The 26,063-nt window shown below is 71.9% G+C and carries 22 protein-coding genes and 1 pseudogene; 18 read left to right on the forward strand and 5 right to left on the reverse strand.

Annotated elements, in window-relative coordinates; genetic code table 11:
* Window positions 1-248 precede the first annotated feature (248 nt).
* The 10 genes from EAD96_RS05915 to EAD96_RS05960 all read left to right on the forward strand — a co-directional run bounded on the left by EAD96_RS05915 (window position 249) and on the right by EAD96_RS05960 (window position 13,495).
* Window positions 249-3,995 (forward strand): multifunctional oxoglutarate decarboxylase/oxoglutarate dehydrogenase thiamine pyrophosphate-binding subunit/dihydrolipoyllysine-residue succinyltransferase subunit, encoded by a 3,747-nt coding sequence (locus tag EAD96_RS05915; protein WP_121683545.1) that lies wholly within the window; start codon window positions 249-251, stop codon window positions 3,993-3,995.
* 66 nt (window positions 3,996-4,061) lie between these two features.
* On the forward strand, window positions 4,062-4,241 hold the full coding sequence (locus tag EAD96_RS05920) for a DUF6104 family protein (RefSeq protein ID WP_013288341.1): 180 nt from the start codon (window positions 4,062-4,064) through the stop codon (window positions 4,239-4,241).
* Between the two features lie 168 nt (window positions 4,242-4,409).
* Window positions 4,410-4,751: a hypothetical protein gene (locus EAD96_RS05925; protein ID WP_091415352.1), complete on the forward strand. Its 342-nt coding sequence runs from the start codon at window positions 4,410-4,412 to the stop codon at window positions 4,749-4,751.
* Window positions 4,752-5,027: 276 nt separating this feature from the next.
* Complete coding sequence (locus EAD96_RS05930; protein ID WP_162959377.1) at window positions 5,028-6,098, forward strand: BMP family protein; 1,071 nt, start codon at window positions 5,028-5,030, stop codon at window positions 6,096-6,098.
* A gap of 270 nt (window positions 6,099-6,368) precedes the next feature.
* On the forward strand, window positions 6,369-7,877 hold the full coding sequence (locus EAD96_RS05935; RefSeq protein ID WP_358193801.1) for an ABC transporter ATP-binding protein: 1,509 nt from the start codon (window positions 6,369-6,371) through the stop codon (window positions 7,875-7,877).
* Complete coding sequence (locus EAD96_RS05940; RefSeq protein ID WP_120571695.1) at window positions 7,874-9,238, forward strand: ABC transporter permease; 1,365 nt, start codon at window positions 7,874-7,876, stop codon at window positions 9,236-9,238. The genes EAD96_RS05935 and EAD96_RS05940 overlap by 4 nt, the downstream gene beginning before the upstream one ends.
* Before the next feature lie 2 nt (window positions 9,239-9,240).
* Entirely contained in the window at window positions 9,241-10,521 is a 1,281-nt protein-coding gene (locus EAD96_RS05945; RefSeq protein WP_091415370.1) for an ABC transporter permease, read from the forward strand.
* Window positions 10,522-10,626: 105 nt separating this feature from the next.
* The gene (locus EAD96_RS05950; protein ID WP_120573979.1) at window positions 10,627-11,328 is read left to right on the forward strand and encodes a cytidine deaminase; all 702 of its coding nucleotides are present in this window, start codon (window positions 10,627-10,629) and stop codon (window positions 11,326-11,328) included.
* A gap of 104 nt (window positions 11,329-11,432) precedes the next feature.
* On the forward strand, window positions 11,433-12,713 hold the full coding sequence (locus tag EAD96_RS05955; protein WP_121683547.1) for a thymidine phosphorylase: 1,281 nt from the start codon (window positions 11,433-11,435) through the stop codon (window positions 12,711-12,713).
* Between the two features lie 101 nt (window positions 12,714-12,814).
* Entirely contained in the window at window positions 12,815-13,495 is a 681-nt protein-coding gene (locus EAD96_RS05960) for a DUF4272 domain-containing protein (RefSeq protein WP_091416214.1), read from the forward strand.
* A gap of 6 nt (window positions 13,496-13,501) precedes the next feature.
* Here EAD96_RS05960 and EAD96_RS05965 read toward each other — a convergent pair whose 3' ends face one another.
* Both EAD96_RS05965 and EAD96_RS05970 read right to left on the reverse strand, forming a co-directional pair.
* Window positions 13,502-14,353 carry a putative RNA methyltransferase gene (locus EAD96_RS05965; protein WP_121683548.1) on the reverse strand — a complete coding sequence of 284 codons (852 nt, stop codon included), beginning with the start codon at window positions 14,351-14,353 and terminating at the stop codon, window positions 13,502-13,504.
* 3 nt (window positions 14,354-14,356) lie between these two features.
* On the reverse strand, window positions 14,357-14,845 hold the full coding sequence (locus tag EAD96_RS05970; RefSeq protein WP_121683549.1) for a MarR family winged helix-turn-helix transcriptional regulator: 489 nt from the start codon (window positions 14,843-14,845) through the stop codon (window positions 14,357-14,359).
* Between the two features lie 57 nt (window positions 14,846-14,902).
* Between EAD96_RS05970 and EAD96_RS05975 the strand changes: the two genes are divergently transcribed.
* Genes EAD96_RS05975 through EAD96_RS05990 form a run of 4 tightly spaced genes read left to right on the forward strand, consistent with a single transcriptional unit; the run spans window position 14,903 to window position 17,632 of the window.
* On the forward strand, window positions 14,903-15,529 hold the full coding sequence (locus EAD96_RS05975; protein WP_120571689.1) for a YitT family protein: 627 nt from the start codon (window positions 14,903-14,905) through the stop codon (window positions 15,527-15,529).
* Window positions 15,517-16,086 carry an NADPH-dependent FMN reductase gene (locus tag EAD96_RS05980; protein WP_121683550.1) on the forward strand — a complete coding sequence of 190 codons (570 nt, stop codon included), beginning with the start codon at window positions 15,517-15,519 and terminating at the stop codon, window positions 16,084-16,086. Before EAD96_RS05975 ends, EAD96_RS05980 begins: the two co-directional genes overlap by 13 nt.
* Window positions 16,083-16,505, forward strand: a complete 423-nt coding sequence (locus tag EAD96_RS05985) for a PPOX class F420-dependent oxidoreductase (RefSeq protein WP_047892650.1) — start codon at window positions 16,083-16,085, stop codon at window positions 16,503-16,505. Before EAD96_RS05980 ends, EAD96_RS05985 begins: the two co-directional genes overlap by 4 nt.
* A 50-nt stretch (window positions 16,506-16,555) precedes the next feature.
* The gene (locus EAD96_RS05990; RefSeq protein ID WP_121683551.1) at window positions 16,556-17,632 is read left to right on the forward strand and encodes an adenosine deaminase; all 1,077 of its coding nucleotides are present in this window, start codon (window positions 16,556-16,558) and stop codon (window positions 17,630-17,632) included.
* On the opposite strand, the gene EAD96_RS31460 is transcribed toward EAD96_RS05990, so the two are convergent.
* On the reverse strand, window positions 17,633-18,004 hold the full coding sequence (locus EAD96_RS31460) for a hypothetical protein (RefSeq protein ID WP_232236649.1): 372 nt from the start codon (window positions 18,002-18,004) through the stop codon (window positions 17,633-17,635).
* Window positions 18,005-18,431: 427 nt separating this feature from the next.
* Here EAD96_RS31460 and EAD96_RS06000 point away from each other — a divergent pair, with 427 nt between their 5' ends.
* The 4 genes from EAD96_RS06000 to EAD96_RS06015 all read left to right on the forward strand — a co-directional run bounded on the left by EAD96_RS06000 (window position 18,432) and on the right by EAD96_RS06015 (window position 23,547).
* Window positions 18,432-22,076 carry a nitrate- and nitrite sensing domain-containing protein gene (locus tag EAD96_RS06000; RefSeq protein ID WP_121683552.1) on the forward strand — a complete coding sequence of 1,215 codons (3,645 nt, stop codon included), beginning with the start codon at window positions 18,432-18,434 and terminating at the stop codon, window positions 22,074-22,076.
* Window positions 22,073-22,477, forward strand: coding sequence for a roadblock/LC7 domain-containing protein (locus EAD96_RS06005; RefSeq protein ID WP_013283992.1), 405 nt, complete (start codon window positions 22,073-22,075; stop codon window positions 22,475-22,477). Before EAD96_RS06000 ends, EAD96_RS06005 begins: the two co-directional genes overlap by 4 nt.
* A 100-nt stretch (window positions 22,478-22,577) precedes the next feature.
* Window positions 22,578-22,952: a DUF742 domain-containing protein gene (locus tag EAD96_RS06010; RefSeq protein ID WP_073827018.1), complete on the forward strand. Its 375-nt coding sequence runs from the start codon at window positions 22,578-22,580 to the stop codon at window positions 22,950-22,952.
* Between the two features lies 1 nt (window position 22,953).
* A complete protein-coding gene (locus tag EAD96_RS06015) occupies window positions 22,954-23,547 on the forward strand; it encodes an ATP/GTP-binding protein (RefSeq protein WP_030501201.1) in 594 nt (197 codons plus the stop codon).
* 122 nt (window positions 23,548-23,669) lie between these two features.
* Here EAD96_RS06015 and EAD96_RS06020 read toward each other — a convergent pair whose 3' ends face one another.
* Together EAD96_RS06020 and EAD96_RS06025 are read right to left on the reverse strand one after the other, a co-directional pair.
* Window positions 23,670-24,890, reverse strand: coding sequence for an ABC transporter substrate-binding protein (locus EAD96_RS06020; protein WP_121683553.1), 1,221 nt, complete (start codon window positions 24,888-24,890; stop codon window positions 23,670-23,672).
* A 121-nt stretch (window positions 24,891-25,011) separates the two neighbouring features.
* Window positions 25,012-26,063, reverse strand: a pseudogene (locus EAD96_RS06025) (transposase); the annotation flags it as partial.

Below are 26,063 nucleotides of genomic sequence, written 5' to 3' on the forward strand. Positions count from 1 at the left end.
GGGGCGGACCCCGGTCGATGACGGACGTCGTCGGCCGGGGTCCTGCTCGTCTAGCAGGAGTCGGCGGATCACGCAGCGTTTGCCGAACTTCTGGCATCTTCTGTGAAACGGACCACCAGCCGGAGGCGAGAATGCCTGCGCGCAGCGCACGGCGTAGCCTTGGCATCGGTTTACCCAGCGTCGGCAACCGGGGGTCACCGGGGGCCACCGTGACATTCACAACCGCGTGAAAGAGGCGATTAGCGGCCGTGTCGACCCAGCAGACTTCGCAGGAGAACCCACTGGCGGGTTTCGGCCCGAACGAGTGGATCGTCGAGGAGATGTACCAGCGATACCTCGCCGACCCCTCGAGCGTCGATTCGGCCTGGCACGACTTCTTCGCCGACTACCGGCCGGCCCCGGGCGCCGCCACGCCGCGCCCGGACGGGCAGGCCAAGCCGGCCGCGAAGCCGGAGCCGGCCGAGCAGCAGGAAGCAGTGGCCACGGTCAAGGAGCAGCCCGCCGCCAAGGCGGAGCCGAAGGCCGCCCCCAAGGCCGCGCCCGCCCCGGCCAAGCCCGCCGCCAAGCCGGCGGCGAAGGCCCCTGAGCCGGCCAAGAAGTCCGCCCCGGCCAAGCCGGCCGCCAAGGCGCCGACCGCGAGCGCCGCGGGCACCACGCCGCTGCGCGGCGTCGCCGCCAAGATCGTGCAGAACATGGACGCGTCGCTGTCGGTCCCGACCGCCACGAGCGTGCGCGCCGTCCCGGCCAAGCTGCTCGTCGACAACCGCATCGTGATCAACAACCACCTGACCCGCGGTCGCGGTGGCAAGGTCAGCTTCACCCACCTGATCGGGTACGCGCTCGTCCGTGCGGTCGTCGAGCACCCGGAGATGAACAACTCCTTCGCCGAGGTCGACGGCAAGCCGGCGATGGTCCGCCCGGAGCACGTCAACCTGGGCATCGCGATCGACCTGGTCAAGCCGGACGGCTCGCGCAACCTGGTGGTGCCGTCCATCAAGGGCTGCGAGCAGATGGACTTCCGGCAGTTCTGGCAGGCGTACGAGGACGTGGTCCGGCGCGCCCGCCGCAACGAGCTGACCATGGAGGACTACTCCGGCACCACGATCTCGCTGACCAACCCGGGCGGCATCGGCACCGTGCACTCCATCCCGCGCCTGATGCAGGGGCAGAGCGCCATCATCGGCGTCGGCGCGATGGAATACCCGGCCCCCTACCAGGGCATGAGCGAGGCCACGCTGGCCGAGAACGCGGTCAGCAAGGTCATCACGCTGACCAGCACGTACGACCACCGGATCATCCAGGGCGCGCAGTCCGGCGAGTTCCTGAAGGTCATGCACGAGCTGCTGCTCGGCGAGCGCGGCTTCTACGACGGCATCTTCACCTCGCTGCGGATCCCGTACGAGCCGGTGCGCTGGATGCGCGACGTGGCCGTCGACAGCGAGGGCCAGATCAACAAGACCGCGCGGGTGCACGAGCTGATCCACGCGTACCGGGTCCGCGGCCACCTGATGGCCGACACCGACCCGCTGGAGTTCAAGATCCGCAAGCACCCGGACCTGGACGTGCTCCAGCACGGGCTCACGCTGTGGGACCTCGACCGCGTCTTCCCGGTCAACGGCTTCGCCGGTCAGCAGCGGATGAAGCTGCGCTCGATCCTCGGCGTGCTGCGCGACTCGTACTGCCGCCGGGTCGGCATCGAGTACATGCACATCCAGGACCCGGAGGAGCGGCGCTGGATCCAGGAGCGGGTCGAGCGCAAGTACGAGAAGCCCAGCTCCGACGAGCAGAAGCACGTGCTGAACAGGCTCAACGCCGCCGAGGCGTTCGAGACGTTCCTGCAGACCAAGTACGTCGGCCAGAAGCGCTTCTCGCTGGAGGGCGGCGAGTCGCTGATCCCGCTGCTCGGCGAGGTGCTGGAGTGCTCCGCCGAGGCCGGGCTGGACGAGGTCGTCATCGGCATGGCCCACCGCGGCCGGCTCAACGTGCTGGCGAACATCGTCGGCAAGCCGTACGAGAAGATCTTCTCCGAGTTCGAGGGGCACCTCGACCCGCGGTCCACGCAGGGCTCGGGCGACGTGAAGTACCACCTCGGCCAGAACGGCAAGTTCACCACCCCGGACGGCGAGCACGCGGTCAAGGTGTCGGTGGTGGCGAACCCGTCGCACCTGGAGGCCGTCGACCCGGTGCTGGAGGGGATAGTCCGGGCCAAGCAGGACCGGATCGACCTCAAGCTGGAGGGCTACACCGTGCTGCCGCTGGCGGTGCACGGTGACGCCGCCTTCGCCGGCCAGGGCGTGGTCGCCGAGACGCTCAACCTCTCCCAGCTGCGCGGCTACCGCACCGGCGGCACCGTGCACGTGGTCGTCAACAACCAGGTCGGCTTCACCACCGCCCCGGAGTACAGCCGGTCCAGCCTCTACAGCACCGACGTGGCCCGGATGATCCAGGCGCCGATCTTCCACGTGAACGGCGACGACCCGGAGGCCGTGGTCCGGGTGGCCCGGCTCGCGTTCGAGTACCGGCAGGCGTTCAACAAGGACGTCGTGATCGACATGGTCTGCTACCGCCGGCGCGGGCACAACGAGGGCGACGACCCGTCGATGTCCAACCCGCAGATGTACAAGATCATCGACTCGAAGCGGTCGGTCCGGAAGCTCTACACCGAGGAGCTGATCGGGCGCGGCGACATCACCGTGGAGGACGCGGAGGAGCTGCTGCGCGACTACCAGTCGCAGCTGGAGCGGGTCTTCAAGGCCACCCGGGACGCCGCGACCACCCCGCGTCAGCTCAGCCGCCCGGCGCGGGAGGACGAGCCGGAGCCGCAGGTCGACACCGCCACCGACGCCGCCGTGGTCAAGGCGATCGGCGAGGCGCACGTCAACCTGCCGGAGGGCTTCACCCCGCACAAGCGGATCCAGCAGCTGCTGGAGCGGCGTCGCAAGATGTCCGTCGAGGGCGGCATCGACTGGGGCTTCGCCGAGATCATCGCGTTCGGCACGCTGCTGCACGACGGCGTCACCGTCCGGCTCGCCGGGCAGGACTCGCGTCGCGGCACGTTCGTCCAGCGGCACGCCTCGGTGGTCGACGCCAAGACCGGCGAGGACTACCTGCCGCTGAAGTCGCTCACCGCCGACGGCGAGCGGTCGCGCTTCTTCGTCCACGACTCGCTGCTCTCCGAGTACGCGGCCATGGGCTTCGAGTACGGCTACTCGGTGGAGAACATCAACGCGCTGGTGGCCTGGGAGGCCCAGTTCGGTGACTTCGTCAACGGCGCCCAGTCGGTGATCGACGAGTTCATCTCCTCCGGCGAGGTGAAGTGGGGTCAGCGCTCCGCGGTGACCCTGCTGCTGCCGCACGGCCACGAGGGCCAGGGCCCGGACCACACCTCCGGCCGCCCGGAGCGGTTCCTCCAGCTCTGCGCCGAGGACAACATGCGGGTGGCCATCCCGACCACCCCGGCGAACTACTTCCACCTGCTGCGCCGCCAGGCCCTGTCGCCCAAGCGCAAGCCGCTGGTGGTGTTCACGCCGAAGTCGCTGCTGCGGCACAAGCTCTGCGTGTCGCCGGTGGAGGACTTCACCACCGGGACGTTCCAGCCTGTGCTGGCCGACACCGCGGCTCCGGCGCCGGAGCAGGTCAAGCGGGTGCTGCTCTGCTCGGGCAAGGTCTACTACGACCTGTTCCAGGCCCGGCAGGAGCGGGGCGTCACCGACACCGCGATCCTCCGGATGGAGCAGCTCTACCCGCTGCCCGTCGAGGAGGTCCGGGCCGCGCTGGCGCAGTACCCGAACGCCGAGGACTTCGCCTGGGTCCAGGAGGAGCCGGCCAACCAGGGCGCCTGGTCGTTCGTCGCGCTCAACCTGCTGGAGCACCTGCCCGAGGTGCGGCTGCGGCGCATCTCCCGCCCCGCCGCCGCCGCTCCGGCGGTCGGCTCGGCGAAGATGCACGAGGTCGAGCAGAACGCGCTGATCGAGGCGGCTCTCCCCCGCCCGTGACACCACCGGCAGCGGCCCGTCCCGACCCGGGGCGGGCCGCTGCCGTACGACGACGAGAGGAACACCGTGTACTTCACCGACCGTGGCATCGAGGAGCTGGTCGAGCGCCGTGGCGACGAGCAGGTCAGCATGGAGTGGCTGGGCGAGCGGCTGCGTGACTTCATCGACCTGAACCCGGAGTTCGAGACCCCGATCGAGCGGTTCGCCACGTGGCTGGCCCGCCTCGACGACCCGGACGACGACTGACCCCCCTCTCTCCCGCGATCTTGCAGAAATGGCCCACCTCGTGTCCGGTTAGTGGCGTCTGCCGGGGCGGCAACTGCAAGATCGCGGGGAAGGGGAGTGGGTCACGGTATGACGGCGGTCGGCGGGGTGACTACTACGTTGCGTCGTTGATGGGGGAGGATGGGGCGCGTGGAAGCTCTTCGACTGATTCTTCTCTACGTCCATCTGATCGGCTTCGCGCTGCTGCTCGGTGGTGCGATCGCCCAGTACGTCACCGGCCGGCTGCGGATCAATGCGGCCATGCTCTGGGGCGCGATCATCCAGATCCTCACCGGCATCGGGCTGTCCGCTCCGCTGCGGGACGGGGACGAGCCGGCCCCGGCGAAACTTGTTACCAAGTTGGTGCTCGCGCTGCTCATCTTCGTCATGGTCTTCTTCTCCCGGAAGCGGGAGAGCGTCAACCGTGGCCACTTCCTCGCGATCGTCGGGTTGACGCTGGTCAACGCGGCCGTCGCGGTGTTCTGGCGTTAGTTCGCCGCAAGTCGGGGAAGCTCGGGAAAACGGACGTTCGCGACACCGCCACGCACGCCTACCGGCCGGATAAGTGACGTGCCCCACGCAAGGGTTACACCGGGGTAACGGACGCTCAACAGTCGTGCACGATTGTCGGCCGGTGGGTGGGCGCGGGCGTACGCTCCCGTCCGTAACGTGGGACGCCGGCGGCACACCGCAGGCCGGCGAAGGGCTGCACGCCGCGCACGACGCGGTGTGCAAGGGGAAGGAGACGTCTTGCGCTCTGTGCGTGGGATGCGGATCGCCTCCGTCATTGCGGCGGGTGGACTCGTGCTGGGCGCTGCCGCGTGTGGTGAGGCTCCGGACGACGACAACAACGCCGGCGGCGACGGCGGCAAGAAGTTCAGCGCCTGCATGGTGACCGACGTCGGCGGCGTCGACGACAAGTCCTTCAACGCCTCGGCCTGGAAGGGCCTGCAGGAGGCGAAGAAGGAGAACGACAAGATCGACATCAAGTACGTCCAGTCGAAGGCCGAGGCGGACTACGAGGTCAACCTGACCGGGTTCGTCAACCAGAAGTGCGACTTCATCCTGGCCGTCGGTGGCCTGATGTCGGACGCCACCAAGGCGGCGGCTGAGAAGAACCCGAACCAGCAGTTCGCCATCGTCGACGCCAACCCGGGTGTGTCGAACGTCTACCCGATGCAGTTCGACACCGCGCAGGCGGGCTTCCAGGCCGGCTACCTGGCCGCCGGGATGAGCAAGTCCGGCAAGGTCGGCACCTACGGCGGTCTGCCGATCCCGCCGGTCACCATCTTCATGGACGGCTTCGCCGACGGCGTGGCGTACTACAACAAGGCCAAGAGCAAGAACGTCCAGGTGCTGGGCTGGGACAAGGCCACCCAGAAGGGCTCCTTCGCCAACTCGTTCGAGAAGCAGGACGAGGGCAAGAAGGTCTCCGACGCGCTCGTCGCGCAGGGCGCCGACATCGTGATGCCGGTCGCCGGTGGCGCCGGTCTCGGCACCACCTCCGCGGCCAAGGCCTCGGGCGGCAAGTACTCGGTCGTCTGGGTGGACATCGACGGCTGCGAGAGCACCCCGGACTGCTCGGCGATCCTGACCACCGTGGTCAAGAACATCCCGGACGCCGTCAAGGAGGCCGCGCTGAAGGCCGCCGGTGGCGAGAAGCTCGAGGCCACCCCGGGCTTCGTCGGCACGCTGGCCAACGACGGCGTCTCGATCGCCCCGTACCACGACTTCGACAGCAAGGTCCCGGCGGACCTGAAGGCCGAGGTCGACAAGATCAAGGCGGACATCGCCGCCGGCACCATCACCGTCACCTCGAAGGCCCAGCCGACCAAGTGACAGCCCCGCCGGCCACCGCGGTGCCATCATCGGCAGCGAGGGCCGGCGGGCACCAGCTCTGACGATCCGGCCGTCCCGGCGCCACGGGGAAGGTACCCCCGGTGCCGGGGCGGCCGATCACCTTGAATCCCCCGGAACATCCCCACCCGGCGTGGTGGCGGCGCAGCAGGTCGCTACGCTGCACCATCGCTCGCACTCCAGGAGGTTGCGCTGAGACTCGAACTGCGCGGCATCACCAAACGGTTCGGTGATCTGGTCGCCAACGACCACATCGACCTGACGGTGGAGCCTGGAGAGATCCACGCCCTGCTCGGCGAGAACGGCGCCGGCAAGTCGACCCTGATGAACGTGCTCTACGGCCTCTACCAGCCGGACGAGGGCGAGATCCTGGTCGACGGCAAGCCGCTGAAGCTGAAGGGCCCGTCGGACGCGATCGCCGCCGGGATCGGGATGGTGCACCAGCACTTCATGCTGGTGCCGGTCTTCACCGTGGCCGAGAACGTGATGCTCGGCGCCGAGCAGGTCAGGGGGCCCTTCGCCGGCATCCTCGACCGGCGGCGCGCCCGGCGCGAGGTCGCCGAGGTCTCCGAGCGGTACAACCTGCGGGTCGACCCGGACGCGGTGATCGAGGACCTGCCGGTCGGCATCCAGCAGCGGGTGGAGATCGTCAAGGCCCTCACCCGCGACGTCGACCTGCTGATCCTCGACGAGCCCACGGCCGTGCTCACGCCGCAGGAGACCGAGGAACTGCTCACCGTCATGCGGTCGCTCAAGGCCGCCGGCAAGTCGATCGTGTTCATCACCCACAAGCTGGGCGAGGTGAAGGCCATCGCCGACCGGATCACCGTGATCCGGCGCGGGAAGACGGTCGGCACCGCCGAGCCGAGCGCCAGCCGGGACGAGCTGGCCGCGCTGATGGTGGGACGCAGCGTCCGGCTGACCGTGGACAAGAAACCGGCCACCCCTGGTAAGCCGATCCTGGAGGTCGCCGGCCTGGTCGTGGACGACGACCGGCAGGTACGCGCGGTCGACGGCGTCGACCTGACCGTGCACGCCGGTGAGGTGCTCGGCGTGGCGGGCGTGCAGGGCAACGGCCAGACCGAGCTGATCGAGGCGATCATGGGCCTGCGCCCGGTGCTCGCCGGCACGATCAGCCTCGACGGCGAACCGACGCACGGCTGGTCGACCAAGAAGGTGCTCCGCGCCGGCGTCGGCTACGTGCCGGAGGACCGCAGCGTGGACGGCCTGGTCAAGGAGTTCTCCGTGGCGGAGAACCTGGTGCTGGACATCTACGACCGGCCGCCGTTCGGCAAGGGCCTGTCGCTCAAGCCCGACGCCATCGCGAAGTCGGCGCGGGAGCGGATCGAGCAGTTCGACGTCCGCACCTCCTCGGCCGACGCGGCGGTCGGCACGCTCTCCGGCGGCAACCAGCAGAAGGTGATCGTGGCCCGGGAACTGTCCCGGCCGCTGAAGCTCTTCATCGCCGCCCAGCCCACCCGGGGCGTGGACGTCGGCTCGATCGAGTTCATCCACAGCCGGGTCATCCGCGAGCGGGACATCGGCACCGCGGTCATGGTGGTCTCCAGCGAACTGGACGAGGTGATCGGCCTGGCCGACCGGATCGCGGTCATGTACCGCGGCCGGATCATCGGCATCGTCGGCCCGGACACCCCGCGCGAGGAGATCGGCCTGTTGATGGCCGGCATCACCCCGGACGCCGCCACCCCGGACGCCGCCACCGCGACCGAGGACGGCCCTGGCAACGAGGACGAGGCATGACCAACCCGAACCCCGACTCGGGCTCACCGGACAAGGAGCCGGCGACCGAGGCGCAGGAGTCGCTGAGCGAGGCCCGGGCGACGCCGACGCAGCCGGCCGGTGACACCGAGCAGACGGTGCCCGCCACCGCGACCGCGAAGAAGCCGGCTCCGGGCGGAGAGTCCCGCCCGAGCATGGGCCGGATGTTCCTGGACAACCTCTGGGCGTCCAACACGTTCACCGTGACGGTGCTCGCGGTGCTGCTGGCCATGGTGGTCGGCGCGGTGCTGATCATCGTGTCCGACCCGGAGGTGCTCGCCACCTACAGCTACATCACGGCCCGTCCCACGGACGCGCTGAACGCCAGCTGGACGGTGGTCAGCGAGGCGTACGCGAACCTGTTCAAGGGCGCGATCTTCGACCCGGAGGCGGTCGGCTTCACCGCCGCCCTCAGCCCGATCTCGGAGACGCTCACCTACGCCGCGCCGCTCGTCTTCACCGGCCTGTCGGTGGCGCTCGCCTTCCGCGGCGGCCTGTTCAACATCGGCGCCCAGGGCCAGGCGACGATCGCCGTCATCCTGGCCGCCGTGGCCGGCTTCGCGCTGCCGCTGCCGCCCGTCGTGCACCTGCTGGTGGCGCTGATCGCCGGCGCGCTCGGCGGCGCGCTCTGGGGCTTCATCCCCGGCATCCTGAAGGCACGGGCCGGCGCGCACGAGGTGATCAACACGATCATGCTCAACTACGTGGCGGTCTACTTCCTGTCCTGGATCATCGTCCAGAACGGGGTGCAGAACCCGAACCGGTCGGACGCCATCAGCAAGCCGGTCGACTCCTCCGCGCAGTTGCCCCGCCTGCTCGGCGACGACCTGCGGGTGCACGCCGGCATCCTGCTCGCGGTGGCGGCCACCTGGTTCATCGCCTGGCTGCTCAACCGCTCCACGCTCGGCTTCGAGCTGCGGGCCGTGGGCGCGAACCCGGACGCGGCCCGCACCGCCGGCATCAGCGTGACCAAGACGTACGTGCTGGTGATGGTGTTCGCGGGCATGCTGGCCGGCCTGGGCGGCTCGACCATGGTGCTCGGCACCACAGCGACCGCGCTGACCCCGCTGGTGATCGCGCAGATCGGCTTCGACGGCATCCTGGTCGCGCTGCTCGGCCGCGTGAAGCCGTGGGGTGTGCTGCTGGCCGCGCTGCTGTTCGGCGCGCTCCAGGCCGGTGGCAACCGGATGCAGTCGTACTCCGGCATCTCGCTGGAACTGGTCACCGTGCTCCAGGCGCTCATCGTCATCTTCATCGCCGCGCCTGCCCTGGTGAAGACGATCTTCCAGCTCCGGGCGGCCCGCGCCGCCCGGTTGCAGACGAGCCTCGCGAAGGGCTGGTGAGCATGTCCACCACCGCTGTCCCCGAGGTCGCCGTTACCGCGGTCGACGAGGGTTTCTGGACCCGCAACCGGAAGATCGGCGCGGTCCTGCTGGCGCTCGGCGTGCTCGCGGCGGTGCTGTTCGGCGCGCTCGCGACCGACCAGCACGCGCGGTTCACGCTCAGCGAGACCGAGGGCGGGGCCGCCCTGGAGATCAACGGTACGGTCGGCGCGATCCTGTTCGGGCTGATCACCGCCGCGGCCGGAGGGGCGCTGCTGGCCGGTGTGCCGAAGCGCTGGTTCACGCTGCTGCTCGGCGCCGGGCTGGTCGCCTTCGTGCTGAGCTTCCTGTGCTGGCAGGTCTCCGCCGCGCCCGAGGGCCGCAACTTCATGCCGCTGGTGAACGTCGTCCGCGGCACGTTCATCCTGGCCCTGCCGCTGATCTTCGGTGCGCTCGCCGGTGTGCTCTGCGAGCGTTCCGGCGTGGTGAACGTGGCGATCGAGGGCCAGCTCCTGATGGGCGCCTTCTCCGGCGCGCTGTTCGGCAGCATGTCCGGCAGCGTCTGGGTGGGCCTGGTGGCCGCCGCCATCGGCGGCGCGTTCATCTCGTTCCTGCTGGCCGTGTTCTCCATCCGCTACCTGGTCGACCAGGTGGTCATGGGCATCGTGCTCAACCTGCTCGCGGTCGGCATCACCGGCTTCCTCTACGAGCGGCTGATGCAGACCGACGCGGCGAAGTACAACAGCGCGCCCCGGTTCGGCAACTGGGAGATCCCGCTGCTGTCCGACATCCCGCTGCTCGGTCCGGCGCTGTTCCGGGGCAACATCTTCCTCTACCTCGGCCTGCTGCTGGTGCTCGTCATCCACCTGGCGCTGTTCCGTACCCGGTGGGGCCTGCGGACGCGGTCGGTGGGCGAGCACCCGACCGCCGCGGACACGCTGGGCGTGAAGGTGCTGCGGCTGCGCTACCGCAACGTGATCCTGGCCGGTCTGGTGGCCGGTGTCGGCGGTGCCTCGTACACGCTGGCGCTCTACTCGTTCACCAAGAACATGATCGGCGGTAAGGGCTTCATCGCCCTGGCCGCGCTGATCTTCGGCCGGTGGAGCCCGACCGGCGCGCTGCTCGCGGCGCTGTTCTTCGGCTTCGCCGACCAGCTCGCCACCTACCTGGGCGCGATCGGCAGCAGCATCCCGAGCCAGTTCCTGGCGATGCTGCCGTACCTGGCGACGATCCTGGCCGTGGCCGGGCTGGTCGGCAAGGTCCGGGCGCCGGCCGCCGACGGCAAGCCGTACATCAAGGGCTGACCGCCCGCGGCGACACCGTGCCCGGCGGGGCGACCCGCCGGGCATCGTCGTCTCCGGCCGCGCTCGCGACCGATCGGGCGTGAATTGGGCAGAATGGGAGTCGTGATGGAGATCGACTGGGAGCGGTTGCGTACCGCCGCCACCGAGGTGATGCGGCACGCCTACGTGCCGTACTCGAAGTTCCCGGTGGGTGCCGCCGCGCTCGTCGACGACGGCCGGGTCGTCGTCGGCTGCAACGTGGAGAACGCCGGGTACGGCGTCACGCTCTGTGCCGAGTGCGGCGTGGTCTCGCAGCTGCACGCGACCGGCGGGGGCCGGATCGTGGCGCTGTCCTGCGTCGACGCCACCGGTGAGCCGCTGATGCCGTGCGGCCGGTGCCGGCAGCTGCTCTGGGAGCAGGGCGGCCCGGAGTGCCTGGTCGAGGCGAAGGGCGGCCCGCTGCGGATGGCGGAGCTGCTGCCGCACGCCTTCGACGTGGCCGACATCGAGGCGGTGACCGGCGAGCATCCGGTGCCTGTGGTGCCGGACCGGCTGGCCGCCTGGCGGGGCCGGGGCACCGTGTTCGTGCACCCCGACCTGTCCGCCGGGCAGCAGGTCTGGACGACGTACTGGGAGCGGTCGTCCGGTGACACCGCGGACGCCGAGACCGGTGTGCTGGAGGAGGGCTCGACCTGGGACGACCCGGCCGGGGCGATCGAGTGGGGGCTGGCTCGGACGCCGCGCGTGGTGGTGGTGGACGCCTCGGGCACGATCTTCTGGGCTGGTGAGGGTGAGCCTCCTTCGGAGATTCCGGTTCGTTGGGGTTGAGACCGGGTTGCGTCGGGTTAAGTCCGGCCCCGGCCTGGCGTGGTCATCGTTCGCGGGGTGCGTGCGACCGCGACGATTGTCTATCTATTGATGGGAACTCAAAGGTGAGTGCTTTTACGGCGGTTGACGTCATCCGGGCGAAGCGGGACGGGGGTGTGCTGAGCGACGGGCAGATCGACTGGGTGGTCGACGCGTACACCAAGGGTCTGGTCGCCGACGAGCAGATGTCGGCGCTGGCCATGGCGATCCTGCTGCGCGGCATGACCGCGCCGGAGATCGCCCGGTGGACGGCCGCCATGATCGCCAGCGGCGAGCGGCTCGACCTGTCGCCGGTGTCCCGGCCGACCGTGGACAAGCACTCCACCGGCGGCGTCGGTGACAAGATCACGCTGCCGCTGACCCCGCTGGTGGCCGCGTGCGGCGCGGCGGTGCCGCAGCTGTCCGGCCGGGGCCTGGGCCACACCGGCGGCACGCTGGACAAGCTGGAGTCGATCCCGGGCTGGCGGGCGGCGCTCACCAACGACGAGTTCATCGCCCAGCTCCGCGACGTGGGCGCGGTGATCTGCGCGGCCGGCGACGGGCTCGCCCCGGCCGACCGCAAGCTGTACGCGCTGCGCGACGTCACCGGCACTGTCGAGGCGATCCCGCTGATCGCCAGCTCGATCATGAGCAAGAAGATCGCCGAGGGGACCGGCGCGCTGGTGCTCGACGTGAAGGTCGGCTCCGGCGCCTTCATGAAGAACGTCGACGACGCCCGCGAGCTGGCCCGAACCATGGTCGAGCTGGGCGGTGCGCACGGCGTGCGGACCGTCGCCCTGCTCACCGACATGTCCACCCCGCTCGGCCTGGCCGTGGGCAACGCGGTCGAGGTGACCGAGTCGGTGGAGGTGCTCGCCGGTGGCGGTCCGGCCGACGTGGTGGAGCTGACGCTGGCGCTGGCCCGGGAGATGCTCGACGCGGCCGGCCTGCCGGACGCCGACCCGGCCGCGGCGCTGCGGGACGGCCGGGCGATGGACTCCTGGCGCACGATGATCCGGGCGCAGGGCGGTGACCCGGACGCCCCGATGCCCGTCGCGAACGAGGTCGAGGTGGTGACCGCGGCCGAGGACGGGTGGGTCGCCGAGGTCGACGCGTACGCCATCGGGGTCGCGGCCTGGCGGCTCGGCGCGGGCCGGGCCCGCAAGGAGGACCCGGTGAGCATCCCGGCCGGCGTGGTGCTGCACCGGCGTCCCGGTGACCGGGTGCGCGCCGGTGACCCGCTGTTCGAGCTGCGCGCCGAGCACGCCGAGCGGATCCCGGCCGCGCTGACCGAGGCGCGCCGGGCGGTACGGATCGCGCCGGACGCACCGGAGACGACGCCGCTCGTCGTCGAGCGGATCGGCTGACCGGGACCGCCCATGGTGCCGGCCTGGCCGGAGCCGCTATCCTCCCAGGCCAGGGGGGATCGGCCGGCGACGAGCCGAGGTGAGCAGACAGGGGCTTGACCGTGCGCGTACCCGCTCCCGATCCCCGGGCCGTCCGGGAGGCGAGCCTGGACGAGTTGTCCCGGCTGGGTCTTCCGCTGCCGCCACCGCAGTTCCCGCTGGTGTGGGAGCCGGGCGACGAGATCGAACTGCGTCCGACCCCGGAGATCGAGGCGCGGATCGCGGTGCTGCACGTGATCCTGGCCCGCTGCTTCGGGATGCCCGCGCAGGCGGCGACGGGCTGGCTGCTGGAGTCGCACCTGGTCGACTCGGTGACGCCGCCGGAGTGGCAGTTCGTGATGGGCGGCCGGGGCGACCACAGGTCGTTCGTGCTGCACCACGACGCCTTGTTCTCGCTGGCCTGGGTGCTCGGACTGGCCAAGGAGCTGGACCCGACGGTGCCGGTGGACGAGCGGCTGGTCGAGCGGATGCCGAACCTGGTCGCGGGGGAGACGTTCGGCCAGTGGCGGGCCCGGATCCTGGCCGCGCCGCAGCATCCCGGTGACGCCGCGGCCCTGCTCGACCTGCACTACTGCCTGGACTGGGCGTACCTGGAGACCGAGAAGGCCGGCGGCGCGCTGCCGGGGCTGGTGGACGCGAACGCGATCGGGCAGCGCCGGTGGGCGCTGGAGTGGGCGGTGGTGCTGCGTGGGCCGTACCACGACGAACCGCCGGGCTGGGAAGAGGTCGACCTCTCCACCTGAGGCGGGTCAGCGCGGGCGGTGCACGCCGAGCCGGACCGAGAGCGTGACCGGCACCGGCTCGGGCAGCGCGGCGATGCGCGCGGCGAGCCGTTGCGGGTCGGCGTGCCAGGCGCTCGGTCCCATCCCGACGAGCGTGGTCACCTCGGCGCGGGTGAGCGCGAGCCGGGCCCGGTGCCCGGTCGCGGACTCCTCGGCGAAGTGGCCACCGAGGCTGCCGGCGACCCGGTCGGCCTTGTCCGGGTCCACCCGCAGCAGGTCCAGCGCGTCGACGAGTTCGGCGAGATGGTCGGCGGCCGGGGTGACCACCAGCAGCGCGCCGCCGGGGTCGAGCACCCGGTGGAACTCGGGGCCGTTGCGCGGCGCGAACACGTTCAGCAGCACGGCGGTGGACCGGTCGGCCAGCGGCAGCCGCTGCCACGTGTCGGCCAGCGCGGCGGCGGCCCGCGGGTGCGCCCGGGCCGCGCGGCGCAGCGCCGGCTTGGAGACGTCCAGGGCCAGGCCGGCGGCGTCCGGCAGCGCCGCCAGCACCGCCGCGAGGTAGTGCCCGGTGCCGGCGCCGGCATCGACCACCAGGGGGTACGGGTCGGAGCCCGCGACGCGTACCGCGGTGCCGGCGAGCGCGGCGGCGACGGTGTCGTAGTGGCCGGCGGCGAGGAAGCCGGCGCGGGCGGCGACCATCTCGGCGCTGTCCCCGGTGTGCGGGGCGCGACCGGCGAGCAGGTTCACGTATCCCTGCCGGGCGATGTCGAAGCTGTGCCCGCGCGGACAGCGCAGCGCGCGTGCGGTGCCGGCGGTGGCCTCGGCGAGCGGTTCGGCGCAGACCGGGCAGCGCAGCCGGGCGAGGACGCGGTCGTCCACGGCTCAGCCCTCCGCCGCTTCCGGGCGGCCGGTGGGACGGCCGGTGAGGTGGTCGATCACCCGTTGGCTGAGCGTGCCGAGCGCGGCCACCTCGGCCGGGGTGAGTCGGTCGATCAGGTGCCGGCGGACGGCGGCCACGTGCCCGGGCGCGGCGGCTTCGACGGCCCGGCGCCCGGCCGGGGTGAGCACGACGACCGAGCCGCGGCCGTCGGTGGCGCACTCCTCCCGGCTGACCAGGCCGCGTTGCTGCATCCGGGAGATGTGGTGGGACAGGCGGCTGCGGGACCAGAGCATCCGGTCGGCGAGTTCGCTGAGCCGGAGTCGTTGTTCAGGGGTCTCGGACAGGTCGCTCAGGACGTCGTAGTCCGGCTCGGAGAGGCCGGCGTCCTGCATCAGCTCCCGGGCCAGTTCCAGGTCGAGCAGGCGGCGCATGCGGCGGTAGCCGCGCCACGCGCGGTTCTCCTGCTCGTCCAGCCAGCGCGGTTCGTCCATGCGCCGATCCTACCGGTGTTGTTGACATGTCACCAAGTTGCGGCCTAGGTTGATGACATGTCAACCAAACTGCCGTCCCGGCTGGTGCGGCTGCTCACCGGCCTGGCTCTGTTCGGCGTCAGCGTCGCGCTGATGGTCCGCGCCGACCTCGGGCTCGCCTCCTGGGACGTGTTGCACCAGGGTCTCGCCGACCGCACCGGCCTGCCGATGGGCCTGCTGGTCAACGGCGTGGCGCTGCTGGTGCTGCTGCTGTGGATCCCGCTGCGGCAGCGTCCGGGCGTCGGCACCGTGGCGAACGTCGCGCTCGTCGGCCTGGCTCTCGACGCGACGCTGGCCCTGCTGCCGCCGGTCGACCCGCTCGCCGGCCGGATCGGCCTGCTGGCCGCGGGCGTCCTGCTCAACGGCCTCGCCACCGCGCTCTACCTCGGCGCCCGGCTCGGCCCCGGCCCGCGGGACGGGTTGATGACCGGCCTGGCCGCCCGTGGCCTGCCGCTCGGCCCGGCCCGCACCGGGATCGAGGTGACGGTGCTGGCGGTCGGGTGGCTGCTCGGCGGCGCCGTCGGCCCCGGCACCCTGCTCTACGCGATCGGCATCGGGCCGATCGTCGCCTGGTTCGTTCCCCGACTCACCACGCCGGCCCCGGCCGCCGCCCCGACAGGAGTGACCTCACCATGCCCCGCCTGAACGTCGTCGTCGCCAGCACCCGCCCCGGCCGGGTCGGCCGCCGCATCGGTGACTGGTTCACCGAGGCCGCCGTCCGCCACGCCGGCTTCGACGAGGTACGCCTCCTCGACCTGGCCGAGATCGGGTTGCCCTTCCACGACGAGCCGCACCACCCGTCCGAGCGGGTCTACCTGCACGAGCACACCCGCGCCTGGAGCGCCGAGATCGACGCCGGAGACGCCTTCGTCCTGGTGATGCCGGAGTACAACTACGGCTTCAGCGCCCCGCTGAAGAACGCGATCGACTACCTCTACCACGAGTGGCAGCACAAGCCGGTGGGCTTCGTCAGCTACGGCATGACCTCCGGCGGTCTGCGCGCGGTGCAGATGATCAAGCAGGTGGTGACCACGCTGAACATGACCCCGGTCAACGACCAGGTGGTCGTCTTCCTGCGGCAGGCGCTGGACGAGTCGGGCGAGCTGCGACCCGACCCGGGCCGGGAGGAGGCCGCCGCGCTCATGCTCGACCAGCTCGCCCGGCTGGCCGCCGCGCTCGCGCCGCTGCGGGTGAACGCGTGAGCGCCGTGAGCGCCCGGCTCTGGGAGCTGTTCGGCGAGCGCGGGCGCGGGGTGCTCGTCACGCTGCGCCGGGACGGCCGTCCCCAGCTGTCCAACCTCGACTACCTGGCCGAGCCGGGCCTGATCCGCTGCTCCACCACCGGGGACCGGGCGAAGGTGCGCAACCTGCGCCGCGATCCCCGGGCCAGCTTCCACGTGACCACCGCCGACGGCGGGGCGTACGCGGTCGCCGAGGGCACCGTGACGCTCACCCCGCCGGCCGCCGCCACCGACGACGCCACGGTCGACGAACTGGTCGAGGTGTACCGGCGGATCCGGGGCGAGCACCCGGACTGGGCCGACTACCGGGCCGCCATGGTGGCCGACGGGCGGGTGGTGCTGCGGCTCGCGGTGGAACGGGTGTACGGCTGGCGGCCCTGACCGGCCCGGTCCACCGCCGCGCCCGTACCGGGGGTGACTAGGGTCTGAGCATGGTCGCAATCTCGTACGAGGACATCGTCAAGGTCCCGAAGGCGCTGCTGCACGATCACCTCGACGGCGGCCTGCGGCCCGCGACGATCGTCGAACTGGCCGCCGAGGTCGGCCACGAACTGCCCACCACCGACCCGGCGGCGCTCGGCGTCTGGTTCACCGAGGCGGCGAACTCCGGCTCGCTGGAGCGCTACCTGGAGACGTTCGCGCACACGGTGGCGGTCATGCAGACCGCCACCGCGTTGCGCCGGGTCGCCCGCGAGTGCGCGCTGGACCTGGCCGCCGACGGTGTGGTCTACGCCGAGGTGCGGTTCGCGCCGGAGCAGCACCTGGAGCAGAACCTGACCCTGGACGAGGTGGTCGACGCGGTGGTCACCGGGTTCCGGGAGGGCAGCGCGCTGGCCGCCGAGGCGGGCAGCCCGATCCGGATCGGCACGCTGCTGACCGCGATGCGGCACGCGGCCCGCTCGCAGGAGATCGCCGAGCTGGCCGTACGGCACCGCGACACCGGGGTGGTCGGCTTCGACATCGCCGGCGCCGAGGCGGGCTTCCCGCCCACCCGGCACCTGGACGCGTTCGAGTACCTCCAGCGGGAGAACTTCCACTTCACCATCCACGCCGGCGAGGCGTTCGGCCTGCCGTCCATCTGGCAGGCGATCCAGTGGTGCGGCGCCGACCGGCTCGGCCACGGCGTACGCATCGTCGACGACATCACCCCGGGCAACCCGCCGGTGCTGGGCCGGCTGGCCGCGTACGTGCGGGACAAGCGCATCCCGCTGGAGCTGTGCCCGTCGTCGAACGTGCAGACCGGTGCCGCGGCCTCGATCGCCGACCACCCGATCGGGCTGCTGCGCGACCTGCGGTTCCGGGTGACGGTGAACACCGACAACCGGCTGATGAGCGGCACCTCGATGTCGCGGGAGATGGCGCTGCTGGTGGAGGCCTTCGGCTACGGCTGGAAGGAACTCCAGTGGTTCACCATCAACGCGATGAAGAGCGCGTTCATCCCGTTCGACGAGCGGCTGCGGATCATCGACGAGGTGATCAAGCCGGCGTACGCCGAGATGATCGGCTGATCACGACTGGCGGGGGTGGCCGGAGAGCAGTGCGGCCACCCCGCGCAGCACCTGCCCGGCCCGGGCCGCCTCGGCGCCCAGCCCGGTCTGCCGGCGCAGCACGGCCGGCTCGGCGCGCAGCAGCGCGACTCCGCGCCGGAGCAGCACCCGGGGCGCCTTGCGCTGCTCGGCGAGGTCCCGGGCGAGGCGGCGCAGGAACGTCGCCCCGCGCGGGCGGCGCAACGCGTACGCCCCGGCGAGCAGCCCGAGTCGCCGGCACTCGGCCACGATCTCGGCCGCGAAGATCCCCTCGGCGACGAAGATTGGCGATCCGTCGACATCGAATGGCCGGGTGGCTACCCGACGGTCTGCGCCGATCGCATAAACCGGCACTTCGGCCTTGCCCTCACGAGCCAGTCGGGCGATTGTTTGCACCGCCGTGTCCGCATCCCAGGACAAGGGGGACTCCCAATCCACCTGTCCGTTTCGACGCGGACACGTAGGGTCATCGCCGTCCTTGTAGAAGTCGTCCAGGCAGAGCACCGGAAGTCCGGTTCGCTGGGCTATGTATGACTTTCCCGACCCGGAGGGGCCGGCGAGCAAGACGACGCGGTGCGGGTGTTCCATTACCTTCAGTGACTCCGGCCAGACGGATTGCTATCAAATTGCATCAACATCTCATCACACCTCCGGTGAGGGACAACCTGGTCTTTCTCTTTGCGGAGCGGCGTGATGGAATCTCGGAGGTCCGACCCGCCGGGTCGGTCGCTCGGCGTTGCCCTCAGGGTGGCGCGGGGCGCGGTAATGCGAGGGCGGTGACGTGAGCAAACGGCCAACGACGGCGGGCTCCTTCCTGTCGCGGCTGCGCCGGCCGATGAGTCGGCTGCGCGACATGCCGATCTGGTCCAAGCTCGGTCTGATCATGATCGTGCCGACCATCGCCACGGTCGTGGTGGGCACCAGTGGTCTCGTCGACCACCTGGAGACGCTCAACAATGCCAACCGGGCGGGGGATCTGGCCAATCTGATCGGCTACTCGGGTGACCTGGTCGACAGCGTGCAGGACGAGCGGGTCGGTGCCGTGCTCTTCCTCGGCGCGAAGGAGTTCCAGACCCGGGCGCAGTACCAGGAGGGTTACAACCGCGCCAACCAGCGGGTGGACCAGAGGAAGTCGTCCTACCTGCGGCAGCGTGGCGAGATCGACGACCTGCCCCGCAACTTCGTCGGGCTGCTGGACACGATCGACACCCAGCTCAAGGATCTGCCGGCGACCCGCAGCCAGGTGCTGAACGGCAAGCTCAAGATCAATGACGCCGACCAGGCGTACCGGCAGCTGATCGAGGACCTGCTGGCGATCCGCGACTCGGCCACCCAGCTCGCCGGCGACAACGACCTGAGCGACCGGATGCGCGCGGCGGCCGCCGTGGCCCGGCAGAAGGAATACCTGACCCAGCGCCGGGTCGTGGTCCACCAGGCGCTCACCCAGAACCAGTACACCGCCGCGCTGCGCGAGCAGTTCATCGCCAGCGGCACCGGCCAGTCGCAGTCGCTGGCGACCTTCCAGGCCGTCGCCACCGAGCCCGACAAGCTGTTCTACGAGCAGACCGTCTCCGGGCCCGACCTGCGCAAGGCCGACCGCTTCACCAGTTTCATCTCGGGCAACAACAGCGGCTCGATGGAGAACGCCCCGTTCGGGTCGGACCAGTGGGACCAGACCATGGTCGCCAACGCCGAACTGATCCGGACCGTGGAGGCCCGGCTCGACGGCAACGTGGTCCGGCAGGCCGACGCACTGCGTTCGGACACCCAGCGCCAGGTGTTCCTGGAGACCGGCCTGCTGCTCACCATGCTGCTGCTGGCCATCCTGTTCGCGTACCTGGTGGCCCGCTCCATGGCCCGCTCGCTGCGCGACCTGCGCCAGGGCGCCCTGGCGGTGGCCCAGTACGGGCTGCCGCAGGCGGTCGCCCGGCTGCGCGACCCGCAGGTGACCGGCCAGCTCTCCCCGGTGCAACTGGCGAACCAGATCGCCGAGCCGCTGCCGGTGCGCAGCAAGGACGAGTTCGGCCAGGTGACCGAGGCGTTCAACGCCGTCCACCTGGAGGCCGTCCGGACCGCCGCCGAGCAGGCCGCCCTGCGGGCGTCGGTCGCGACCATGTTCGTCAACCTGGCCCGCCGTTCGCAGATCCTGGTCGACCGGCTGATCGGCCACCTCGACCGGCTGGAGCGCGGCGAGGAGGACCCGGACCGCCTGGCCGAGCTGTTCCAGCTCGACCACCTGGCCACCCGGATGCGCCGCAACGACGAGAACCTGCTGGTCCTCGCCGGCGCGGACTCCACCCGTGTGCAGCGCGAGCCCGCCGCCCTGATCGACGTGCTCCGCGCCGCCCAGTCCGAGGTCGAGCACTACACCCGGATCGAGTTCGGCGTGATCGACCGGGACATCGAGGTCGCCGCCCACGCGGTCAACGACCTGGTGCACCTGGTCGCCGAGCTGTTCGACAACGCCACCGCCTTCTCCCCGCCGGACTCGCAGGTCATGGTGGAGGCCCGGCGGGTCGGTGACCGCGCCTCGCTCTACGTGGAGGACCGGGGCATCGGCATCAGCCCGGAGCAGCTCCGTGACCTCAACGAGCGGCTGGCCACGCCGCCGCAGGTGGACGTCGCGGTCTCCCGGATGATGGGCCTGGTCGTGGTCGCGCGGCTGGCCGCCCGGCACGGGGTCCGGGTCGAGCTGCGACCGGGCGCCGACCGGGGCACCGTCGCCGACGTGACGATGCCGACCTCGGTCCTGGTGCCGCGTGCCCTGGCCGGCCGTGGTCCGGGCGCGCCGGCCCTGCCGCCCGCCGCCCCGCAGCAGAGCGGACCGACGCCGGCCTTCGGCGCCCTGGCCGCCTTCGGCAACAACAACCCGCCGGGTCTGCCCCCGGCGCCGCACCCGGGCTCCTCGGGCAACCAGGTCACGCTCGGCGGCCGCGCCTTCGACCCGGCGCCGCGCAACGGCTCGGGCACCCCGGCGAACGCCGGTGGCGGCCGGGCCATGCCGGCCTGGTCCGACCTGACCGGCGCCAACCCGTCCGGTGGGGACGGCGGTTTCGGCTCCCGGCCCTCGAACGGCCAGGGATTCGAGCCGCTGCCGCAGCGGCGCAACCCGGGCGAGGGCGACCCGGGCACCAGCGGCCAGCAGCCGGCGATCCCGCGCCAGCTGCCGAGCAGCCCGGAGGCGCGGCCCTACAGCCCGCCGCCGGTCTCCGCGCCGCCGGTCCCGCCGGTGTCCGCGCCGCCGCTGCCCCCGGTCTCCGGCGCACCGGTCTCCGGCAACCCGTACCGCCCGGTCTCGGCCGCACCGGTCTCCGGCGACCCGTTCTCGGGCCGTCCGGTCTCCGCGGCGCCGGTCTCCGGCGACCCGCTGCCGTACCGTCCGGTCTCGGCCGCCCCGGTCTCCGGGCATCCCGCGTCGGCCGCTCCGATCTCCGGGCAGCCCGCCGCCGGACACCCGGCCTCCGCGCCGCCGGCGAACCAGCCGCAGACGCGCCCGATGCCCGCGCCGGGTGTCAGCGCACCGCCGGTCTGGCCCCCGGTCGCGCCGACGCCCGCGCCGGCGCCGGAACGGCGGACGAGCGGCATGGACATGACCACCGAGCTGCCCCGGGTGCCGCGCACGGAGATGCCGGCCACCCCGCGGCCGACGGCCGGCCAGCCGTCCGCCGCTCCGGCCGCGAGCCGGCCGTCCGAGACCCGGCCCGCCACCCCGGCGGCACCGGCGTCGCGGCCGGCCACGCCGCAGCAGGCGGGCAACCGCCAGCGGTACGCGGACGAGACGATGGAGCTGCCGATCTTCCGGGAGCTGGAGTCGGCGTGGTTCCGCACCCGCCGGCCCGGGCCCAACGAGGAGTCGGCGGCACCGGCCGCGACGACGAACGGCGGCGCCGCCACCCAGCAGTTCGCCAAGGTGGACACGGCCGGCCGGCCCGTGCCGCAGACGACACCCGCAACGACAGGTAACACACCGATGGCACACACTCCGACGGCCGGCGGAGCACCGCGTGACAACGGCGCGGCGAACGGGAACACCCGTCCCGCGTACACCGGCGGGTTGCCCACCCGGCAGCCGTCCGCGTCGCCGCAGGGCTCCTCCCCGTGGCAGACCGCGGCCGACGACGGCTGGCGTGCCGCCTCGGCGGCCACCGAGGTGCCGGTCGCGGAGACCACCCAGAAGGGCCTGCCGAAGCGGACGCCGATGGCGCAGCTCGTGCCGGGCAGCATCGACAAGCCTTCCGCGTCGGTGCAGCGACGTACACCGGAGGGGGTCCGGGGTCTGCTCTCGGCCTACCATCGGGGCGTGCAGCGCGGGCGTAACACCGACAGCAACACGACCGGCCCGGAGGGCACTCCGGGCGGGCAGCAGTCCTCGCAGTCTGACTCAGGCCCGGTGGCCGGGAGCGGGCAGAAGGAGCAACAAGGATGACTACTACGCAGGATCTCGGATGGCTGCTCGCCAACTTCGCCGACCGGGTGCCCGGTGTGGCGCACGCGGTCGCGGTCTCGGCCGACGGCCTGCTTCTCGCCTCGTCCCGTGACCTTCCGCGGGACCGCGCCGACCAGCTCGCCGCGATCGCGTCCGGTCTGGTCAGCCTCACCCAGGGCGCGGCCCGCTGCTTCGAGGGCGGGGCGGTGTTGCAGACAGTCGTCGAGATGGACAACGGCTTCCTGTTCCTGATGTCCATCTCGGACGGATCGTCGTTCGCGGTGCTGGCGGCGCGGAGCTGCGACGTGGGTCAGGTCGGGTACGAGATGGCCCTGCTCGTGGACCGGGTGGGCGATGCCCTGACGCCGCAGCCGCGCACGGCTGTGGGGATGATGGGCTGAATGACGCGCTGGCCGGTGGGTCAGGTGCGGGAACAACAACGACAGCGACGGATGTCACCGGGGCGAGCCGGTGCCGGGTACGAGGGAGGTGAGCGGCGACATGGATCGTGACGAGCCGACCGGCGCGTTGGTCCGGCCGTACGCCGTCACCCGCGGTCGTACCCGTCCCCGGCTCGACATCGCCCTGGAGGCACTCGTCGAGACGACGGTGCGCGGCCGAGCGGTTGCCACTGGCAATGGTGGCCACGGTCGTGAACACCAGTACATCGCCGCGTTGTGTGACGGACGTGTGCAGTCGCTCGCCGAGATCGCGGCGCGGATGCAGCTTCCGCTCGGCGTGGCCCGGGTGCTCATCGCCGACATGGCGACGGACGGCCTGGTCGCGGTCCACGAGCCGACCATTTTGGACGACTCCGACGACGCGGTGGGCACTGAACTGCTGGAGAGGGTGCTGAGTGGACTTCGCAGGCTCTGACATGTCGCACCGGCCGCCGGCCCCGAGCGGCCGAGTGACGTCGGCGAAGATCGTTATCGCCGGTGGGTTCGGCGTCGGCAAGACGACGCTGGTCGGCTCGGTCTCCGAGATCACGCCGCTGACCACCGAGGCGATCATGACCTCCGCCGGTGTCGGCGTCGACGACACCCGGCAGGTGCCGGGCAAGACGACGACCACGGTGGCGATGGACTTCGGTCGTATCTCGATCGACCGGGATCTGATCCTGTACCTGTTCGGTACGCCGGGTCAGACGCGGTTCTGGTTCATGTGGGACGAGTTGGTCCGGGGTGCGATCGGCGCGGTGGTGCTCGTCGACACCCGACGGCTCGCCGACTGCTTCGCCGCCATCGACTTCTTCGAGCACCGGCGGCTGCCGTACCTGGTGGCCATCAACTGCTTCGACGGCATGCAGTACCACGATCCGCAGGACGTCCGGGACGCGCTGGCGATCTCCCGCGACGTGCCGGTGGTGCCGTGCGACGCCCGTAACCGGGAGTCCACGAAGCACGTACTGATCTCGCTGGTCGAGTACGTGCTCACCATGCGGCGCTCGCGGGCCGTCGCGCCCGCCTGACCGACGCGGAAGCGCCCGGCGGCCTCAGGGCCACCGGGCGCTTCCTGCCGTCCGGGGTCGGACACGGTACGCGATCAGCCGGTGACCCTCCACGCGGGAGGCTCACCGGCTGTCGTCCGAGGTCAGGCGAAGCGGGTCCAGGTGCCCCGGAACACCTGGTACACGGAGAGCGAGTCGGGCTCCATGCCGCCGTGCCGGTCGGCGCGGAACGCGTACCCGCCGGCGATTCCCTCGACCGTCTGCGCCTGGAGGAGGGCCCGCAGCCGGCCCCGGTCGAGGCTCGTCGCCATCCGCGCCGACGTGGCGACGAGCTGGAGCGCGTCCGAGGCGTACGGGGCGAAGTCCGGGCTGACGCCGTGCCGCTGCGTGTAGCGGTTGACGAAGTCCCGGCGGGCCAGCTGCGCCGTCGTGGTGGCGGTGGCCGCGGAGACGTCCAGGCAGGCCGGGTGCACCGCGTACGCGCCCTCCACGGCGGCGGCGTTCGCCCCCTGGACGGTGTCGTCGGCGACCGCGCCGGCGTCGAAGAAGATCGGGCCACGGTGGCCGGCGGCGCGCAGTTCCCGCGCCGCGACACCGGAGTCGGGTGCGGTACCCCAGACCACCACGCCGTCCCGCTGGCTGCCGGCGACGCGCTCGGCGGCGGCACGGAAGCGGCGGCCGGACGCCGGCAGGCGGACCGTGCGGGCCAGGTCGGTGCTGCTGCCGGCGAGCGCCTCCCGCATCGCCCGCACACCCGAGTCGCCGTGCAGCCCGTCGGCGGCGAGCACTGACACCCGCCGGATCCGCTTGGACTCGAACAGCTCCACCAGGCGGCGCGCCATGTCGACGGCGTCCGGGGTGAGCTTGTAGGTGAACGTGCGCTCCTCCAGCGGCAGCGTGATGCGGTCACCGTAGCCGAGCGACAGGAAGGGCGTCTTGACGCGCTGGGCGGCCGCCGCGAGGGCCATCGAGGTCTCGCCGAGCACGCCGCCGATGAGCGCCTGCGCCCCGAGCCGGGTGAGGTCGGCGGCGTGGCGTGCGGCGACCTCGGGATTGCTGCCGTTGTCCAGGATCTGGAGCCGGACCGACCGGACCAGGTTCCCGACCGGTAAGCCGGTGCGGTTCAGCGAGTCGGCGGTGAGCTGCAGGGCCTGCCGCTGGGCGACGCCGAGCAGCGCCCCGGCGCCGGTCAGCTCCAGACTCGCGCCGACGATCAGGTCCTGGTCGCTCGGCGCGCTGCTGGACGGGCCGTCGTCCGGCCGCTGGCCCTGAGGCGCGCAGCCGGCGAGCAGCAGGCTCCCGGCAGCGGCGGCGAGAACGCCCCGCCGGGTGAGCACAGTGGAGTCGAACGCCGGTGTCGCCAATGGAATCGCCTTCCCACCCCGGCGAACAGGCGCCGCCGCTGGTCCGCCGGGTATGTTCCCGGCCGGTCCAGCCCAGCGTCAAATCGCCCCGGTGTGGGATGAAACACCCCGGTGGGCCCGGTCAGGAGCGGTAGCCCGCCGAGCGGTACTCGTACTCCCGGTCGTCGTCGCGGTCACCGGTGTCGCGGGTGAAGTCCCAGCCGCCAGCCGCCTCACGGCCCGGACGGCCGCCCACGGCGAAGCCGCCGATCTCCTGGCCGCGCCGCCAGCCCCGGAAGTATCCGGTGGTGTTCTCGGCGAGGCTCGCCGCGTTCCGGACGATCCGCAGCGGACGCTCCTCGCGCAGCGGGGAGCCCGGCACCAGGTTGGCCTGCGGCACGCGCTTCGGCAGCCCGGCCTTGGTCTCCGCGCCGACGGCCGGGCGGGCCGCCTGCTCGGCCGCCTGCCAGCCGGTGTCGGCGGTGCTCGACCACTCCAGGTCGGCCTCGTCGCCGTGCCCGACGAACCAGGCGGACTTGGCCTGGGCGAAGATCAGCAGGTCGCCGTCACCCTCGTCGGAGACCGGCGGCGGCCGGTGCTCCTTCGGGGCGGGACGCCGCTCGGGCTCGGCGGGAAGCGGGACGCGACCCGGGTCGCCCTGGTCGACCAGACGCAGCGGGGGCGCCTCCAGACCGGGGTCGGCCGGCCGGCCCATCTCGTCGCGCAGCGCGCGGTCGGCGAGCGGCGGCGGCTCCACCAGCCGCAGCATCGGCGGCTCCTGCGGCAGGTCGTCGGCGAGCCACGGCGGCGTGACCCGGCCGGGGTCGCTCGGCGCGTCCACGCCCCGCCCGTACGAGTAGGTGGTGCCCTCCCGCTCCCGCGCGGTGTCGTCCTCGTTGTTCACCAGCGGCCAGTTCGCCCGGGATCCCGGCGGCGCCTCCGGCGCGGGCGGACGCGGGGCCGGCACCGGGATGCTGAGGTCGGTGGCGCTGAACCCACCGGTCGGCGGTTCCGGGGTCTGGTTCGTCTTGGGCCGGGGCGGGATGACGGTGCGCTGCCGCTCGGCCCGCGCCTTGTTGATCGCCGCGGTGGTGAGCGTCGGGCGGAACGGCTCGCCGGCCTCGGCCGGCGGCACGGCGCCGCGTGGGGACGGGGCGATCGGCGTGATCCCGGGAGGCGGCGGGGGCGGCGCGG

The organism is Micromonospora sp. BL1 (genome assembly GCF_003667485.1).
Lineage (GTDB): Bacteria > Actinomycetota > Actinomycetes > Mycobacteriales > Micromonosporaceae > Micromonospora > Micromonospora tulbaghiae.